Source organism: Sphingomonas sp. (genome assembly GCF_965200135.1).
Classification (GTDB): Bacteria; Pseudomonadota; Alphaproteobacteria; order Sphingomonadales; family Sphingomonadaceae; genus Sphingomonas.
This window is the reverse complement of the sequence record NZ_CBDATK010000007.1, coordinates 242,382-258,548: the sequence shown is the minus strand read 5'-3', so window position 1 is coordinate 258,548 and position 16,167 is coordinate 242,382. Positions and strand designations below refer to the sequence as shown.

16 protein-coding genes are annotated in these 16,167 nt (G+C 70.0%); 7 read left to right on the top strand and 9 right to left on the bottom strand.

Annotated features, from left to right (window positions below):
* Nucleotides 1–114: 114 nt before the first annotated feature.
* Genes ACOFKS_RS09415 through ACOFKS_RS09405 form a run of 3 tightly spaced genes read right to left on the bottom strand, consistent with a single transcriptional unit; the run spans nucleotide 115 to nucleotide 3,857 of the window.
* A complete protein-coding gene (locus tag ACOFKS_RS09415; protein WP_419808983.1) occupies nucleotides 115–1,314 on the bottom strand; it encodes a pyridoxal phosphate-dependent aminotransferase in 1,200 nt (399 codons plus the stop codon).
* A 30-nt stretch (nucleotides 1,315–1,344) separates the two neighbouring features.
* Nucleotides 1,345–3,087, bottom strand: coding sequence for an aminodeoxychorismate synthase component I (gene pabB / locus ACOFKS_RS09410; protein WP_419808982.1), 1,743 nt, complete (start codon nucleotides 3,085–3,087; stop codon nucleotides 1,345–1,347).
* Nucleotides 3,088–3,092: 5 nt separating this feature from the next.
* The gene (locus tag ACOFKS_RS09405; RefSeq protein WP_419808981.1) at nucleotides 3,093–3,857 is read right to left on the bottom strand and encodes an SPFH domain-containing protein; all 765 of its coding nucleotides are present in this window, start codon (nucleotides 3,855–3,857) and stop codon (nucleotides 3,093–3,095) included.
* Nucleotides 3,858–4,140: 283 nt separating this feature from the next.
* Between ACOFKS_RS09405 and ACOFKS_RS09400 the strand changes: the two genes are divergently transcribed.
* Nucleotides 4,141–4,800, top strand: coding sequence for an MBL fold metallo-hydrolase (locus tag ACOFKS_RS09400; protein ID WP_419808980.1), 660 nt, complete (start codon nucleotides 4,141–4,143; stop codon nucleotides 4,798–4,800).
* Here ACOFKS_RS09400 and ACOFKS_RS09395 read toward each other — a convergent pair.
* Nucleotides 4,797–5,234, bottom strand: a complete 438-nt coding sequence (locus ACOFKS_RS09395) for an MAPEG family protein (protein WP_419808979.1) — start codon at nucleotides 5,232–5,234, stop codon at nucleotides 4,797–4,799. The genes ACOFKS_RS09400 and ACOFKS_RS09395 overlap by 4 nt on opposite strands.
* Before the next feature lie 198 nt (nucleotides 5,235–5,432).
* Between ACOFKS_RS09395 and rpmF the strand changes: the two genes are divergently transcribed.
* The 6 genes from rpmF (at nucleotide 5,433) to ACOFKS_RS09365 (ending at nucleotide 9,784) form a co-directional block, all read left to right on the top strand.
* Nucleotides 5,433–5,612, top strand: a complete 180-nt coding sequence (gene rpmF, locus ACOFKS_RS09390; protein WP_419808978.1) for a 50S ribosomal protein L32 — start codon at nucleotides 5,433–5,435, stop codon at nucleotides 5,610–5,612.
* Between the two features lie 29 nt (nucleotides 5,613–5,641).
* A complete protein-coding gene (gene plsX, locus ACOFKS_RS09385) occupies nucleotides 5,642–6,682 on the top strand; it encodes a phosphate acyltransferase PlsX (protein WP_419808977.1) in 1,041 nt (346 codons plus the stop codon).
* Nucleotides 6,679–7,659, top strand: coding sequence for a beta-ketoacyl-ACP synthase III (locus ACOFKS_RS09380; RefSeq protein WP_419808976.1), 981 nt, complete (start codon nucleotides 6,679–6,681; stop codon nucleotides 7,657–7,659). The genes plsX and ACOFKS_RS09380 overlap by 4 nt, the downstream gene beginning before the upstream one ends.
* Nucleotides 7,660–7,732: 73 nt before the next feature.
* Nucleotides 7,733–8,032, top strand: a complete 300-nt coding sequence (locus tag ACOFKS_RS09375) for an integration host factor subunit alpha (RefSeq protein ID WP_419809283.1) — start codon at nucleotides 7,733–7,735, stop codon at nucleotides 8,030–8,032.
* A gap of 5 nt (nucleotides 8,033–8,037) precedes the next feature.
* Nucleotides 8,038–8,400, top strand: a complete 363-nt coding sequence (locus tag ACOFKS_RS09370; RefSeq protein WP_419808975.1) for a MerR family transcriptional regulator — start codon at nucleotides 8,038–8,040, stop codon at nucleotides 8,398–8,400.
* 115 nt (nucleotides 8,401–8,515) lie between these two features.
* Nucleotides 8,516–9,784 (top strand): spinster family MFS transporter, encoded by a 1,269-nt coding sequence (locus ACOFKS_RS09365; RefSeq protein WP_419808974.1) that lies wholly within the window; start codon nucleotides 8,516–8,518, stop codon nucleotides 9,782–9,784.
* Here ACOFKS_RS09365 and ACOFKS_RS09360 read toward each other — a convergent pair.
* The 5 genes from ACOFKS_RS09360 to ACOFKS_RS09340 all read right to left on the bottom strand — a co-directional run bounded on the left by ACOFKS_RS09360 (nucleotide 9,781) and on the right by ACOFKS_RS09340 (nucleotide 16,105).
* A complete protein-coding gene (locus ACOFKS_RS09360) occupies nucleotides 9,781–11,304 on the bottom strand; it encodes a peptide chain release factor 3 (protein ID WP_419808973.1) in 1,524 nt (507 codons plus the stop codon). The two genes, ACOFKS_RS09365 and ACOFKS_RS09360, sit on opposite strands and share 4 nt — an antisense overlap.
* Before the next feature lie 119 nt (nucleotides 11,305–11,423).
* Nucleotides 11,424–12,299: an aldose 1-epimerase family protein gene (locus ACOFKS_RS09355; RefSeq protein WP_419808972.1), complete on the bottom strand. Its 876-nt coding sequence runs from the start codon at nucleotides 12,297–12,299 to the stop codon at nucleotides 11,424–11,426.
* Nucleotides 12,292–14,712, bottom strand: a complete 2,421-nt coding sequence (gene pheT, locus ACOFKS_RS09350; RefSeq protein ID WP_419808971.1) for a phenylalanine--tRNA ligase subunit beta — start codon at nucleotides 14,710–14,712, stop codon at nucleotides 12,292–12,294. The genes ACOFKS_RS09355 and pheT overlap by 8 nt, the downstream gene beginning before the upstream one ends.
* Nucleotides 14,709–15,782, bottom strand: coding sequence for a phenylalanine--tRNA ligase subunit alpha (gene pheS / locus ACOFKS_RS09345; protein WP_419808970.1), 1,074 nt, complete (start codon nucleotides 15,780–15,782; stop codon nucleotides 14,709–14,711). The genes pheT and pheS overlap by 4 nt, the downstream gene beginning before the upstream one ends.
* The gene (locus tag ACOFKS_RS09340; RefSeq protein WP_419808969.1) at nucleotides 15,779–16,105 is read right to left on the bottom strand and encodes a GIY-YIG nuclease family protein; all 327 of its coding nucleotides are present in this window, start codon (nucleotides 16,103–16,105) and stop codon (nucleotides 15,779–15,781) included. The genes pheS and ACOFKS_RS09340 overlap by 4 nt, the downstream gene beginning before the upstream one ends.
* Nucleotides 16,106–16,167: the final 62 nt, after the last annotated feature.

The window sequence follows — 16,167 nt, the reverse complement described above, 5'->3', positions numbered from 1 at the left end:
CTACGAGCGCTCACGCGAAAGGTTGCACGGAGGTCGGAATTGATCCGACCGGTGACAACCCCGTCTTAACGTCGCGGCATTAACGGAAGCTGGAAGCGCCGTTCATGTCTGCGTTCATCTAAGCGCGGCGCACGCCGTCTGGATGCGCTCGCAGGCGGTGCGGAGCAGCTCTTCGGACGTCGCGTAGGAAATCCGCATCGCCGGCGACAGGCCGAAGGCGGCACCCTGGACCGCCGCGACGCGCGCGTCGTCGAGCAGATAGCCGACGAACGCCTCGTCCGAATCGATCAGCTTGCCCGATGGCGTCGACTTGCCGATCAACGGCGCGATCGACGGATAGACGTAGAAGGCGCCTTCCGGCCGGGGACAGCTGATCCCGTTCGTCTGGTTGAGCATCGACACCACCAGATCGCGGCGCGACTGGAAGGCGGTGGCGCGCTCCTTCAGGAAATCCTGCGGGCCGGTCAGCGCGGCGACGGCGGCGGCCTGCGCGATCGAGCAGGGGTTGCTGGTCGACTGCGACTGGAGCTTGGCCATCGCCTTGACGAGCCACGCCGGCCCCCCCGCGAAACCGATCCGCCAGCCGGTCATCGAATAGGCCTTGGAGCAGCCGTTGACGGTCAGCGTGCGCTCGTACAGCTCCGGGCAGACCTGCGCGATCGTCGCGAACCGGAAATCGTCATAGACGATGTGTTCGTACATATCGTCGGCGAACACCCAGACGTGCGGGTGGCGGACCAGCACATCGCCCAGCGCGCGCAGCTCGGCGACCGTATAGGCGGCGCCGGTCGGGTTGGAGGGCGAGTTGAGGATCACCCATTTGGTGCGCGGCGTGATCGCCGCCTCCAGCGCCTCGGGCGAGAGCTTGTAGTCCTGCTCCGGCCCGGCGGGCGCGATGACGGGCGTGCCGCCGGCGAACTGGACGACATCGGGATAGCTGACCCAATAGGGCGCGGGGATCACCACCTCGTCGCCCGCGCCGACGGTGGCGACGATGGCGTTGAACAGGGTGTGCTTGCCGCCGACGTTCACCGACACCTGCGTCGTGTCGTAGGCGAGGCCGTTGTCGCGGGCGAACTTGGCGACGACCGCCGCCTTCAGCTCGGGCGTGCCGTCGACCTGCGTGTATTTGGTGCGACCGTCGCGGATGGCGCGGATGCCCGCTTCCTTGATGTGCTCGGGCGTGTCGAAGTCGGGTTCGCCCGCACCCAGCCCGATCACGTCGACGCCGGCGCGCTGCAACTCCATGACGCGGGCGGTGACGGCGAGCGTCGGCGACGGGCTGATGCGCGCGAGTGCGGCGGACGGCTGCATGGTGGAACCCCCTGAACGGTGCGCGCGCCTCTACGGTGCGGTCGGTCGGTCCGCAACCGCCACGATCGCCGGCATGAGGCCGCGCAGCGCGTTGCCGAGGAGAAAGCCCTCCGCGAGGTCGGCGACGGTCAGGTCGCCTTCCGCCGCCCGGCCGGTCGCGATCAGTTCGGCGCGTAGTACGCCCGGCAGCAGCCCGAGCGCCAGTGGCGGGGTGACGAGCCGATCGTCGCGGTGGACGAAGACGTTGGTGTAGCTGCCCTCCGTCAGCAGGCCGTCGGGGGTGACGAAGACGATCTCGGCGGTGCCCGCCTGTTGTCGGGCACGGTCGTAAAAGGCGCGGTCGCTGCTCTTGTGACGCAGCCGCCAGTCGGCGGGGGCGACGGGAAGCGGGACGATCGCGACGGGGATCGGCAAGGCGGGCGTCGGCGGCAGCGGCGCGACCTCGATCGCCATCGCGCCCGAGGGGGCGAGGAGGAGACGGACCCGCTTGCCCTCACGCAGACGGAAGGTGGCGGCCTGCAGCTCGTTGCGCGCGTCGTGGCGGTCGAAGCGTAGCCCCAGCGCGGCGGCGCTCACCGTCATTCGCGCCATGTGCCGGTCGAGCAGCAGCAGCCCGTCGAGCGGGTCGAAGCGCATCGTCTCGATCAGGTCCACCACGCGCTGTCCTTGCGTCAGGAACGCGCCCTTGGCGAGCGCTTCGTCCCATTCGTCCGCCGCGGTCGAATCGGCGACGATGCCGCCGCCCAGTCCCATCGTCGCCGCGCCGTCACGGACGGTCAGGGTGCGGATCGCGACGTTGAACCGCGCCGCGCCGTCCGGATCGATCGCGCCGATCGCGCCGGTGTAGATCCCGCGCGGCGCGTCCTCGATGGCGGCGAGCGCCTCGATCGCGCGCAGCTTGGGGGCGCCGGTGATCGAGCCGCACGGAAAGGCGGCGGCGAGCAGGTCGACCTCGTCCCGGTCCGGCGCGAGGTCGGCGGTGACGGTAGAGGTCAGCTGGAGCACGGTGGGATAATGCTCGACCGCGAACAGCGCGGGAACGCGGACGCTGCCCGGCGTCGCCACCCGCGACAGGTCGTTGCGGAGCAGGTCGACGATCATCAGGTTCTCGGCGCGCTGCTTGGGATCGGCGGCAAGTTTCGCGGCGGCGCCTTCGCCCGGCCGCGCGGTGCCCTTCATCGGGCGGCAGGTGATCGCGCCGTCGGCGACCGAGAAGAACAGCTCGGGCGAGAAGGAGAGGATGAGGTCGGTGCCGGTCGAGACGATGCCGCCCCAGCCCGCCGCCGCGCGCGCGCGCACCGCCGCGTAGAGCGCGAGCGGGTCGCCGAGGAACGGCACCGTCGCCTGGAAGGTCAGGTTCGCCTGATAGAGGTCGCCCGCCGCGATCAGCGCGAGGACCCGATCGATGCGGCGGTCGTAGTCGGGCTGGGCGATCGCGGGCCGGGGCGGCAGGACGCGGGCACCGGCGGGGTCCGGCAGGAGCGCGGCGACGTCGACGTCCTCCCAGCCGTCGAACAGCCCGAACCAGAGCAGCGGCGTCGGCGACGGCTGCGCCGGCAGCGTCGGCTCGAACGCGGGCGCGGCTTCGTAGGAAAGGAACCCCGCCGCGCTGAGCCCGTCGGCGACGGCGGCGCGGATGCGGGTGAGGGCGGGGCGGACCGCCGCCACCGTGCGCGCTTCGAGCAGCTCGACGGGATGGCGATAGAGCCGCGCGGGCGCCCCACCGGCGCGCACGTCGTCGAGGAGGACGAAGGGATCGGCGGGGTCGAGCACCCGGATCAGCCGGCGGGGGCGGCGACCGGGATGCCGGGCTGGGTCAGCACCACCGTCGCGGGGCGTTTGGCGGTCTCGATCGTCTGGAGCAGGCGGAGCTGCGCCAATTCGGGATTGTCGCGGACCAGCCGCGCGGCATTGGCGAGCGAGCGCAGCGCCGCCTGCTCGCCGCGCGCGCGTTCCAGCGCGGCCAGCCCCTGAAGGCGGGCGGCCTCTACCTCGGTGAACAGGCGGCGGACCTCCGGCGGCAATTGCAGGCGCGACACCGCCGGCTGAGCGAGCGTCACCGCCGGAAAAGCGGGCGCGACGGCGGCGAGCGCCTCGGTGGCGAGCGGCTGTGGGTCGGTCAGCAGCTCGGCGAGCGGGCGCGTCGCGGCGGCGGCCATGACGGCGGCGGTCAGCGCGGCGTCGAAGCCGGGCAGCCTGACGCCGGGAAGGAACGCGGTGCCGGCGCTCGCCTCGTGATAGGCGCGCGGATCGGCGGGAACGAAGGTGAGGGCGAGCGTCACGCGGTAGGCGAAGCCCTCTCGGCTGAAGACCTCGACCGGGCCGACCTGCGCGCTCTGCGGGGTCGTCACGATCCGCACCAGTTCGGGACGACCGAAGGGGCGGAACAGCCAGTGCCGCCCCGCGCCGAGCGCACGGTCGAAGCGACCGCCGGCATAGACCAGCACCGTCTCCCACGGTCGCACCGTCACCACCGTCGGCGCGGTCGCGGCGATCAACAATACGGCGATCAGCGCGACGGCGAGCAGGATCCAGCCGATCATTTTCTTTCCCTTCTTCCGAAGTCCCCCGGCGCCGGGGTGGCCGGGCGGGGGTGCAAGACCCGCTTGGCCCGACCACGACCTGCCCGAGGGCGTGGCGCCGGGGACCGTTGGTGGCAGTCCTGAGCTGTGAACGCTCGCCCTTCTGCGACCGCGCCCACCCGTAAGGTGGGTCCGACCAGGCGCGCGAACGTGCGGAGGCCAGGCCTCCGTGTGTCAGCCTAGCAGCGCGGGGACGTGCGGCAAGCGCGTTGACGTCGCGGGGAGCCGCCGCCATCTCGCGACCATGACCAACCCTCCCCTGCGCGCCGCGATCGTGCCCGTGACGCCGCTCCAGCAGAACTGCACGCTGATCTGGTGCACCGCGACGATGAAGGCGGCGGTGGTCGATCCCGGCGGCGACATGGCGCGCATCCGCGCCGCGGCCGATCAGGCGGGGGTGACGATCGACCGGATCTGGCTGACCCACGGTCATATCGATCACGCCGGCGAGGCGAAGCCGCTGGCGGACGCGCTGGGCGTGCCGATCGAGGGACCGCACGAGGCGGACCGCTTCTGGCTGGCGCGACTCGATGACGACGGCCGCAACTGGGGCATAAACGGCGTGCAGTTCGAGCCCGACCGCTGGCTGAAGGAAGGCGACACGGTCAGCGTCGGCGAGCTGACGCTCGACGTCTACGAGACGCCGGGCCACACGCAGGGGCATGTGATCTTTCACCACGCGCCGTCGAACTTCGCGCAGGTCGGCGATGTGCTGTTTCAGGGCTCGGTCGGGCGCACCGACCTGCCGGGCGGCGACCACGCGACGCTGGTCCGGTCGGTGGTCGACAAGCTGTGGCCGCTGGGCGACGACATCGCGTTCATTCCGGGTCACGGCCAGCCCTCGACCTTCGGGCACGAGCGGCGGCACAATCCGTTCGTGAGCGACGCGGCGCTGGCGGGCTAACCGTTCGCCGGCACCGTCACGTCCTGCGGCTGGCCGGCGTGCGGCACGGTCAGCGGCAGCGCGATCGCCCAGACCGCCAGCGCCAGTTGCAGCGCGAAGGTGATGCCGATGCCGCCACTCCGCCCGAGCGACCAGCCGTCCATGCCGAGCGCGTGGCCGATCCGCGCCACGACGAACAGCGCCGCCGCCGCCCACAGCCACGGCGACGGTCCGACGCTCAGTTCCAGCGCCAGCACCAGCAGCACCACGATCGGCGTGTTCTCCGCGAAATTGGCATGGGCGCGCATCCGGCGGATGACCCGCTCGTCGCCGCCGTCGCCGACCGACACCTTCGCCGCGCGCCGCACCTGACCGACGCGGTAGCCGAGCCAGATGTTGAGCAGCGCGCACAGCCCCGCCAGCACCAGCGTCACTTCCGGCAAGCGCAGCACCATATCGATCTCCCCGCGGTTCGGTTGCGGATTGCCACCGTTCCGCATGGGTTGCAACGCGCGGGCATTGCGCTATAGGCGCGCGCTTCGCGATGCGTCCGGCCGTTCGAGCTGCTTCTCGCGGCCGGCCATTCCAAGCCGGTTGCCGAAGCGCCTGAGCGGGCCTAACGCAGTGGTCCGATTTAAGAACAAGGTGCCGCAATGGCCGTCCCCAAAAGAAAGACTTCGCCTTCCCGCCGTGGCATGCGCCGGGCGCACGACGCGCTGAGCATCGACAGCTTTCAGGAATGCCCGAACTGCGGCGAGCTGAAGCGCCCGCACAATCTCTGCAACGCGTGCGGTCATTATAACGGCCGCGAGATCGTCGCGGTCGAGGGCTGAGCCAGCACAAGACGAACGTGAAACCTTCCATGCCCGATCAATCAACGATCGCCGTCGATGCGATGGGCGGCGACGAGGGGTTGGCGGTCATGCTGGCAGGCGTCGCAAAGGCGCGAGGCGCGGATGAGGGAATGCGCTTCATCCTGGTCGGCGACGAGTCGCGGATCGCCGACGGGTTGCGGAAGCACCCGAACCTGTCGGCCGGCGCCGAGGTCGTTCACGCGCCCGAAGTGATCGGCGGCAGCGACAAGCCGAGCCAGGCGATCCGGCGCGCCAAGACCACGTCGATGGGCATCGCCATCGACCTGGTGAAGAAGGGGCGCGCGGGCGCGGCCGTGTCGGCGGGCAACACCGGCGCGCTGATGGCGATGGCGAAGATCAGCCTGCGGATGCTGCCGGGAATCGACCGGCCCGCGCTCGCCGCGCCGCTGCCGACGCTGGGCGCGAACGACGTCATCATGCTCGACCTGGGCGCCAATGCGGAGGTCGACGCGCGCAACCTGGTCCAGTTCGCGGTGATGGGTGCGGCCTATGCGCGGACCAATTTCGATCTGGAAAGCCCGCGCGTCGGGCTGCTCAACATCGGCTCGGAAGAGCAGAAGGGCACCGGCGAAATCCGCGAGGCGGCACAGGTGCTGCGTAGCGCGACGTTGCCGTTGACCTTCACCGGCTTCGTCGAGGGCGACAAGCTGGCGCGCGGCGACCACGACGTGATCGTATGCGACGGCTTTGCGGGCAACATCGCGCTCAAGACCGCGGAGGGGACGGCGCGGTTCGTCGCCGACCTGCTGCGCCGCGCCTTTACGTCGTCGATCCGGTCGAAGCTCGGCTTTCTGATCTCGCGACCCGCGACCGAGCTGCTGCGCGAGCATCTCGACCCGAACAACCACAACGGCGCGGTCTTTCTGGGGCTGAACGGCATCGTCGTGAAGAGCCATGGCGGCGCGTCCGCTAGCGGTGTCGCGACCGCGATCGGCAATGCGGCCAAGATGGTCCGTGCCGACCTCACGCGCCGCATCGCCGACGATCTGGGCAATGTCGCCCAGACCATGATCCGGCCGGCCGCGTGATCCGCAGCGTCGTCACCGGCACCGGCTCGGCGCTGCCCGTCCGGCGCGTGTCGAACGCCGAACTTGCGCAGGAGGTCGATACCAGCGACGAGTGGATCGTCGAGCGCACCGGTATCCGCTTCCGCCACATCGCCGGTCCGGACGAGACCACCGCGACGCTGGCGACGGATGCGTGCAAGGCGGCGCTGGCGGCGGCGGGCGTCCTCGCGGTCGACATCGACCTGATCGTGCTGGCGACCGCGACGCCGGACCAGACCTTTCCGTCGTCCGCGACGAAGGTGCAGGCGGCGCTCGGCATCCCCGATTGCGTCGCGTTCGACGTGGCGGCGGTGTGCTCGGGCTTCCTTTATGCGGTGCAGGTCGCCGACGCGATGCTCAAGACCGGCCTCCATGCCAAGGCGCTGGTGATCGGCGCGGAGACGTTCAGCCGCATCCTCGACTGGGAGGACCGTGCGACCTGCGTGCTCTTCGGCGACGGCGCGGGTGCGCTGGTGCTGGAAGCGCGGGAGAGTGCGGACAACGTCGCCAGCCCCGACGCGCGCGGCATCCTGGCGACCCGGCTCCACGCCGACGGGCGGCACAACGACATGCTCTATGTCGACGGCGGGCCGTCGACCACGGGGACGGTCGGCAAGCTCCGCATGAAGGGCCGCGAGGTATTCCGCCACGCCGTCGTCAACCTGGCGGCGGTGATGCAGGAGGTGCTGGACCTCGCCGGTCTCGAGTCGCACCAGGTCGACTGGGTGGTGCCGCACCAGGCCAACGCGCGCATCCTCGACGCGACCGCGCGCAAGCTGGGGCTGCCGCCCGAAAAGGTGGTGGTGACGGTCGACCAGCACGCCAACACCTCGGCCGCGTCGGTGCCGCTGGCGCTCGACACGGCGGTGCGCGACGGGCGGATCAAGCGCGGCGATCTGCTGGTGCTGGAGGCGATGGGCGGCGGGTTCACCTGGGGTGCGGCGGTGTTGCGCTATTAGCCTTTGTCAAAGGCTTTCCGTTACCGGTAACCTCGGTTAAAGACAGTGGATTCGGGGGATGACTGGTGTGCTGATGACGACGGTGGGAACGCTGACCCGCGCCGATCTGGCCGAAGCGCTGCACCGCGAGGTGGGGCTGAGCCGCGCCGATTCGGCAAAGATCGTCGAGCAGATCCTTGGCGACATGTGCGAGGCGCTGTCGAACGGCGAGAACGTCAAGATTTCGGGCTTCGGCACCTTCGTGCTCCGCGACAAGGGCGAGCGCGTCGGCCGCAATCCCAAGACAGGCGTCGAGGTGCCGATCGCGCCGCGACGTGTGCTCACCTTCCGAGCCAGCCAGATGATGCGCGAGCGCATCGTGGCGGCCGGCTGACGGCGATGGCGGATGGCCCCGCGGCGGCCAGTTCGAAGGCAAGCGGCGCGCTGCGGACGATCGGCGAGGTGTCGCGCGAAACCGGGTTGCCGCAGCACATCCTGCGTTACTGGGAAAAGCGCTTCGTCCAGCTGCGGCCGCTGACGCGTGCCGGCGGCAGGCGTTATTATCGCGCGGAGGACGTGGCACTGGTGCGGCGGATCGACGCGGCGCTCAACCGGCAGGGCTACACGGTGCGTGGCATGCAGCAACTGCTGGCGGCCGGGCCGGTCGAGGCGCCTGCCGCTGCGAATGCGGAGCTGCGCGCCATCCGCGAGGCACTGGCCGCCGCGTTGTCGGCGGATGACGGAGTCGACCTTTCCGCGTGATGCCGGTGACGAGCCGTCGGAGAGGTCGGGAGAGAAGTCGCCAGGACGCCATCGGGACTAGCCACGCCGGCGAAAACCGGCATGGTTGCGATCGACGCGACCGGGAGAGGGTGTGATGCGGGCGACGAACGACGATACCTCCTCGTCCGGTTATCCGCGCATCGTGCTGGCGATGCTGTTGCTGGTCTATACCTTCAACTTCCTCGACCGGCAGATCCTGGGCATCCTCGCCAAGCCGATCCAGGCGGACCTGCATCTGGACGACGCGCAGTTCGGGGCGATCGCGGGGCTCGCCTTCGCGATCCTCTATTCGGTGTTCGGCGTGCCGCTGGCGCTGCTCGCCGACCGGATCGGCAAGACCAAGGTGATCGCCGGATCGCTGGTGGTGTGGAGCGCCTTCACCGCGCTGTGCGGGACGGCGGTCGGCTTCTGGCAGCTGTTCCTCTATCGGCTGGGGGTCGGCGTGGGCGAGGCGGGCGGGGTGGCGCCGTCCTATGCGCTGATCGCCGACTATTTCCCGCTGGAACGCCGCGCGCGGGCGCTGGCGATCTATTCGATGGGTATTCCGATCGGGCTCGCCTGCGGGGTGCTGGCGGGTGCCTATATCGCGGCGCTGGTCGACTGGCAGACCGCGTTCGTCAGCGTCGGCCTCGCCGGCGTCGTGCTGGCACCGTTCTTCATGTGGATCGTGCGCGACAAGCCGGGCACGCTCGCCGCGCCGGCCGATCGCGTGCCGGTGTTCGCGGTCTTTCCCATCCTGGCGTCGAAGCCCGCCTTCTGGCTGATGGCGTTCGCGGCCGGGTGCAGCTCGCTCGCGGGCTATGGTCTGGCGCTGTGGACGCCCAAGATCCTGATGCAGCGGTTCAACTGGGGGCTGATCCCGGCGGGGCAGTTCATGGCCTCGTTGCTGCTGCTCGGCGGGGCGACGGGCATCTTCATGGGCGGGGTGGTCGCCGACTGGCTGGGGAAGCGCGACCGGGGCTGGTACGTGAAGATCCCGGCGATCGCCTGGCTCATCACCGCGCCGATGTTCGTGCTGGGGCTGCTCAGCGACGCGCCGATGATGACCTGGTTCCTGCTGGTCATTCCCAACGCGCTCAACACGCTGTGGCTGGGGCCGGTCATCACCGCCGTCCAGCATCTGGTGCCCGCGCGGATGCGGACCAGCGCGTCGGGGACGTTCCTGCTCATCAACAACCTGATCGGGCTGGGCGTCGGCCCGTGGCTGATGGGCGCGTTGTCGGTGGCGCTGAAGGGGCAATATGGCGACGACTCGCTGCGCTATGGCGCGATCATCGCGGTGGGGTTCTATCTGGTCGCCGCCGTGCTGGCGCTGTTCGCGGTCAAGGCGCTGCGGCGCGGCTGGGTGGAACAGCCGGCCTAGCGCTCCCGCGTCGCCGCGAAGCGGACCTTCGGGTAGCGGTCCTGGACATAGCCGACTTCCCACGCCGACTTGGCGAGGAACACCGGATTGTCGTCGCGGTCCTTCGCCATCGCGGTACGGTTGAGGTCGGCGAACGCCTTGAGGTCGGCCGCGTCGTCCGCCGACACCCAGCGCGCGGTGTCGAACGGTGCCGGCTCCAGCGCGGCGGCGACCTTGTATTCGGCGTCGAGGCGGCTGAGCAGCACGTCGAGCTGGAGCTGACCGACGACGCCGATGATCCAGTTGGAGCCGATCTCCGGATAGAAGACCTGCGTCACGCCCTCTTCGGCCATGTCGTCCAGCGCCTTGCGGAGCTGTTTGGTCTTGGTCGGGTCCTTGAGCTGGACGCGGCGCAGGATCTCGGGCGCGAAGTTGGGCAGGCCGGTGAAGCGGACGTCGGCACGTTCCGACAGCGTGTCGCCGACGCGCAGCGTGCCGTGGTTCGGGATGCCGATGATGTCGCCGGGATAGGCGACGTCGGCGATCTCCCGGTCCTGCGCGAAGAACAGGATCGGCGAATGCACCGCGATCGGCTTGCCCGAACCCGACGGCGTCAGCTTCATCCCGCGCCTGAAGGTGCCCGAGCACAGCCGCATGAAGGCGATGCGGTCGCGATGCTGCGGGTCCATGTTCGCCTGGACCTTGAAGACGAAGCCGGTGACCTCGTCGTCATCGGGCGAGACGGGGGCGGGTTCGGCGGGCTGCGGGCGTGGCGCGGGGGCGTGGGTGGCGAGGGCGGCGATCAGCTCGGCGGGGCCGAAGTCCTTGAGCGCGGAGCCGAAATAGACGGGCGTCAGGTCGCCGTTGCGATACGCCTCGCCGTCGAACGCCGCATAGCCGCCCTGCGCCAGCTCGACCTCCTCGGCGAAACGGTCGGACAGCGGCGTATCGTCGGTCTGCCCCCGGAAATTGCGGCTGTCGCCCTCCGGCCGCCCGATCCGGCCGGTCGCGAAGTCGAGCACGCCCTCGAACTCGCCGCCCATGCCGATCGGCCAGTTCATCGGCGCGACGTCGAGCGCCAGGATGTCGGCGATCTCGTCCAGCAGCTCGAACGGCGCGCGGCCCTCGCGATCGACCTTGTTGACGAAGGTGATGATCGGCACCGAGCGCAGGCGACAGACCTCGAACAGCTTGCGCGTCTGCGCCTCGATCCCGCGCGCCGCGTCGATCACCATCACGGCGGAGTCGACCGCGGTCAGCGTGCGATAGGTGTCCTCGCTGAAATCCTCATGTCCCGGCGTGTCGAGCAGGTTGAAGGTGACGCCGTCCTTCTCGAACGTCATCACCGACGAGGTAACGGAAATGCCGCGCTGTTGCTCGATCTTCATCCAGTCGGAGCGCGCGCGCCGGTTCTGGCCGCGCGCCTTGACCTCGCCGGCAAGGTGGATCGCGCCGCCGACGTAGAGCAGCTTCTCGGTCAAGGTGGTCTTGCCGGCGTCGGGGTGCGAGATGATCGCGAAGGTGCGGCGGGGGGAGGTCATCGGCAGGGGTTACTCGAATCGCAAAGTCGCATCCTACACAGGGTCGTCGTGGCCTTGCGCCAGCGCCGATGCGTGAAGGCGAGCGCCGCATGGCAGCTTTCGCCGACATAGGACAGCATTCAGTCGTGTAGCGTCACGCGCAGCGCGATGTGCTTGCTGCCGCCCGGCGGCACCGAGAACACGCCGGGCTTGTCGCGGAAGTCGCCCGCGAAGCCTTGTGGGTCGGCGATGCCGTGCCAGGGCTCGACGCAGACGAAATGCGCGCCGGGCTTGGTCCAGATGCCGAGCATCGGCGTGTCGGGGAAGGTGATCTCCAGCTGCGGGCCGGTGGCCGCGCCATAGGTCACCGACTGCGTGTGGACGTGATCCCAGATCAGCGCATCCTGCGCGAACAGCTCGTCCGTCAACGGAAGCTCGCGGCCGTCGAGCGGTGACGGGCGGGACACCGGCAGTATGGTGCCGTCGGCGCCGATCTGCCGGATGGCATCGGGCTCGTCGGCGGCGAAGACGATGCGGTGGTCGGCGCGATCGTGGCCGTAGGGTAGCGGCCAAGCGAAGGCGGGGTGGAAGCCGAAGCTGGCGGGGAGCGGGGTGTCGGCGGGGTTGGCGATCGTCACGTCGACCGCGAGCGTCGCGCCGACGAGCAAAAAGGCGACCTCCAGCCGGAACGCGAATGGATATTGCGCGCGCGTCGCGGCACTGTCGGTCAGGGCGAAGACGACGCAGTCGGGCGCCCGGTCGGCAATCGTGAATGTCGATTTACGCGCGAAACCATGCTGCTGCATTGGATAGTCACGGCCGCCGACCCGGATCGTGTCGCCGGCGCATCGCCCGACGACCGGGAACAGCAGCGGCGCGCGGCCGGTCCAGAACGCCGGGTCGGCGTCGGTCATCAGCTCGCGGCCGCCCGCATCGCGGAGCGACGACAACTGCGCGCCGAGCGGGTCGATCGCGGCGGTGAGCTGCCCGGACGTGATCTCGATCCACTCAGCCACGCAGGGTCGCTCCCAGTTTCGTCGCGGCGCCGACGACCTTGTCCGCGATCGCCTTCAGTTCGGCATCGACGAACGCCTTGTCGCCGGGCTGCAACGTCACCTCGACCGCCATCGAGCGCTCGTCGTCGCGCGCGAAGACGTCGAACACGCGTGCGGCGACGATGGCAGCCTTGTCGGCGCCACGAAGTGCGCGGACCAGCGTGTCGGCGGCGAGGTCGGCGGGGACGGAAAAGGCGAAGTCGCGGCGCACCGCCTGCAACGCGGGCGGCGCATAGGACGGGCGCGCGAACCCGGTCCCCCGCTTCGCCGGGATGGCGTCGAGATAGAGTTCGGCCGCGGCGACCGGACCGTCGAGGTCGAACGCCTTGAGCAGCGTGGGGTGGAGCATCCCGGCGCGCGCGAGGATCGTCTTCGGCCCGAGCCGCAGCGTCGCCGACTGGCCGGGGTGCCAGGCGTCGCCCGCCTCCCCCATGACCTGAAGATTGTCGACCGGCGCGCCCGCCTCCCGCAGCAGCGCCAGCGCCTCGCTCTTCGCGTCGAAGGCGTCGAACGGTGTCGCCTTGCCGTCCCGCCAGCCGCGCGCGCGTTTGTCGCCGGCCAACACCAGCCCGAGCGTCAGCGGCTCGGCGTCGGCGAGATAGCGGCGGCCGATCTCGAACAGCCGAGTCGTCGCGACGCCGTGGCGGGCATTGCGCGAGGCGGCCGCGAGCAGGCCGGGGAGCAGCGACGGGCGCATCGCCTTCAACTCCTCGCTGATCGGGTTGGCGACGGTCCAGACCGCGCCGCCGAACAGCGCCGCCTGCGCCTCCGGCACGAAGCTCCACGTCACCGCCTCGTCCAGCCCGCGCGCGGCGGCGGCGCGGCGGACGCGGCGCTCCAGCTTCTGCTCGGGTGTCGCGGTCGGGCGGGCGACGCCCGGCGCGCGGTCGAGCGGCACCGGCGGCACGGCGTCTATGCCGGCGATGCGGATCACCTCCTCGACCAGATCGGCGGGGCCATCGATGTCGGGGCGCCAGGTCGGCACCGTCACCGGCCAGGCACGCTCGATCGTCGCGAACAGCGCGTCGCTATAGGCGTCGGGATGATCGATCGCGCCCATCTGGAAACCGAGCGAGAGCAGGATGCGCGCCTGCTTTTCCGGCGGCACGGCAAGGCCGCCGAGATCGCGCGCGAGGTGCGGATCGTAGACGACCACGCGCTTCTGCACGGGCGGTGCGCCGACGCGCGCGATCGCGGACGGCGTGCCGCCGCACAGGTCGAGCACGAGCCGCGTCGCGATCGCCAGCCCCTCGTCGAGGAAGGCGGGATCGACGCCACGCTCGAACCGCTGGCGGGCGTCGCTGGTCAGTTGCAGCTTCTGTCCGGTCCGTGCGATCGCTTCCGGCGTGAAGTAGGCGCACTCGATCAGCACGTCGGTGGTCGCCGCCGACACGCCCGACTCGGCGCCACCCATGATGCCGCCGATGTCGTGGACCGCGCGGTCGTCGGCGATCACCGTCATGCCCTCGTCGAGCAGGTAGGTGCGGCCGTTGAGCGCCTCGACGCTCTCGCCGGCACGGGCGCGGCGGGCCACCAGCGGGCCGGTCAGCTTGGCACGGTCGTAGACGTGGAGCGGCCGGCCGAGATCGACCGAGACGAAGTTGGTGATGTCGACCAGCGCGGAGATCGGCTTCTGTCCGATCGCCTCCAGCCGGCGGCGCAGCCAATCGGGCGACGCGCCGTTGCCGACCCCGGCGACGGCCTGCGCATAAAAGGCGGGGCACCCGTCCGGATCGTCGGTGCGGACCTCGGGCGGAGGATTGCCGCCCTCGACCGGGTGGACGTCGAACCGATAGGCTTCGGCGAGCGGCTTCAGCTTGCCGAGCCCGGCGGCGGCGAGGTCTCGGGCGATGCCGCGGACGCCCATGCAGTCGGGGCGGTTGGGGGTGATCGCGACCTCGATCGCCGGATCGGTGAGGCCGGCATAGTCGGCGTAGCTGGCGCCGACCGGCGCGTCCTCGGGCAGCTCGATGATGCCGTCATGGCCCTCGCCGATCTGTAGCTCTCGCGCCGAGCACATCATGCCGTTCGACTCGACGCCGCGGATGCTCGCGACCTTGAGCGTCACGTCGAGGCCGGGGACATGCGTGCCGGGGGCGCCGAGCACGCCGATCATCCCGGCGCGGGCGTTGGGGGCGCCGCAGACGACCTGGAGCGGGCCGTCGCCGGAATCGACCTGCAACACCTGTAGCTTGTCGGCTTGCGGGTGTGGGGCGGCGGACAGCACACGGGCGACGCGGAACGGCGCCAGTGTGGCGCCGGCGTCGTGTAGCCCCTCCACCTCCAGCCCGACGCGGGTCAGCGCGGTCGCGATGTCGTCGAGCGAGGCGTCGGTCGAGAGGTGCTGCTTGAGCCAGCCGAGCGTGAACTTCATGCGCCGACTCCACCGGAGAGCGTCGGTACGTCGAGCGCGGAAAAGCCGTAATGCTTCAGCCAGCGGCCGTCCGCCTCGAAGAAGGGGCGCAGGTCGTCCATGCCGTATTTGAGCATCGCCAGCCGATCGACGCCGACGCCGAACGCGAAGCCCTGCCACTCGGCCGGGTCGAGCCCGGCGTTGGTCAGGACACGCGGGTGGACCATGCCGGAGCCGAGCAGCTCCATCCAGCCCTCGCTGCCGCCCAGCGTCCGCCGGCCGTTCTTCATCGTCCAGCCGACATCGACCTCCGCCGACGGCTCGGTGAAGGGGAAGTAGCTCGGGCGCAGGCGGAGCACGATGTCGTCGCGTTCGAAGAACGCCTTGAGGAAGGTCTCCAGCGTCCATTTGAGATGGCCGAGCGTGATGCCGCGATCGATCACCAGCCCTTCGATCTGGTGGAACATCGGCGTGTGCGTCGCATCCCAGTCCGAGCGATAGACGCGGCCGGGCGCGATGATGCGGATCGGCGGCTTCTGCTGGAGCATCGTCCTGATCTGCACGGGACTGGTGTGGGTGCGGAGCACATGCCGTTCGGCACCGTCCCGCTCGACGTAGAAGGTATCGTGCATGGCGCGCGCCGGGTGCGTCTCGGGGATGTTGAGCGCGGTGAAGTTATGCCAGTCGTCCTCGATCTCCGGCCCCGTTGCGACCGCGAAGCCCAGGTCGGCGAAGATCTCGGCCAGCTCGTCCATCACCTGGCTGACCGGGTGGATCGAGCCGGGTGGCGGCAGATCGACGGGCAGCGTCATGTCGACGCGCTCGCCCGCCAGCTTCGCGTCGAGCGCGGCGCCCTCCAGCATCGCCTTGCGCGTCGCGACCGCCGCCGTGACCGCCTCGCGCAATGCCTGGATCGGCGGGCCTTTGACGAGGCGCTCCTCCGGCGACATCGCACCCAGCGTCTTGAGCAGCAGCGTCACCTGCCCCTGCTTGCCGAGCGCGTGGACGCGGCAGGTTTCGAGCGCGTCGAGACCCGGCGACGCGGCGATCGCGGCGAGCAGGTGGGATTGGAGGTCGGTCAGATCGGTCATCTCGTGCCTTCGATCGTGCGTAGCGGCGGCAGGCCGAGGCTGATGGCAAGATCGTCCCACTCCGGGTTGCATCTCTCGATCAGTCGGCACTTCCAGTCGCGGTTCCACTTCTTCAACTGCTTCTCGCGCGTGATCGCCGCCGCCATCGTGTCGGCCATCTCGAACCACGCGAGTCGGATAACGCCGTAGCGGGAGGTGAAGCCCTTGAGCAGCCCCTCTCGGTGTTGGACGAGGCGGGCGAGCAGGTCGGAAGTGACGCCGATGTAGAGTGTACCATGCCGGCCGCTGGCCAGGATGTATACGCAGGGCTGACGCTCTCTCATGCTCTCTTCGTCATTCCCGCGCAGGCGGGAATCCAGACTGGCCCGCTTTGGGAGCATCCACA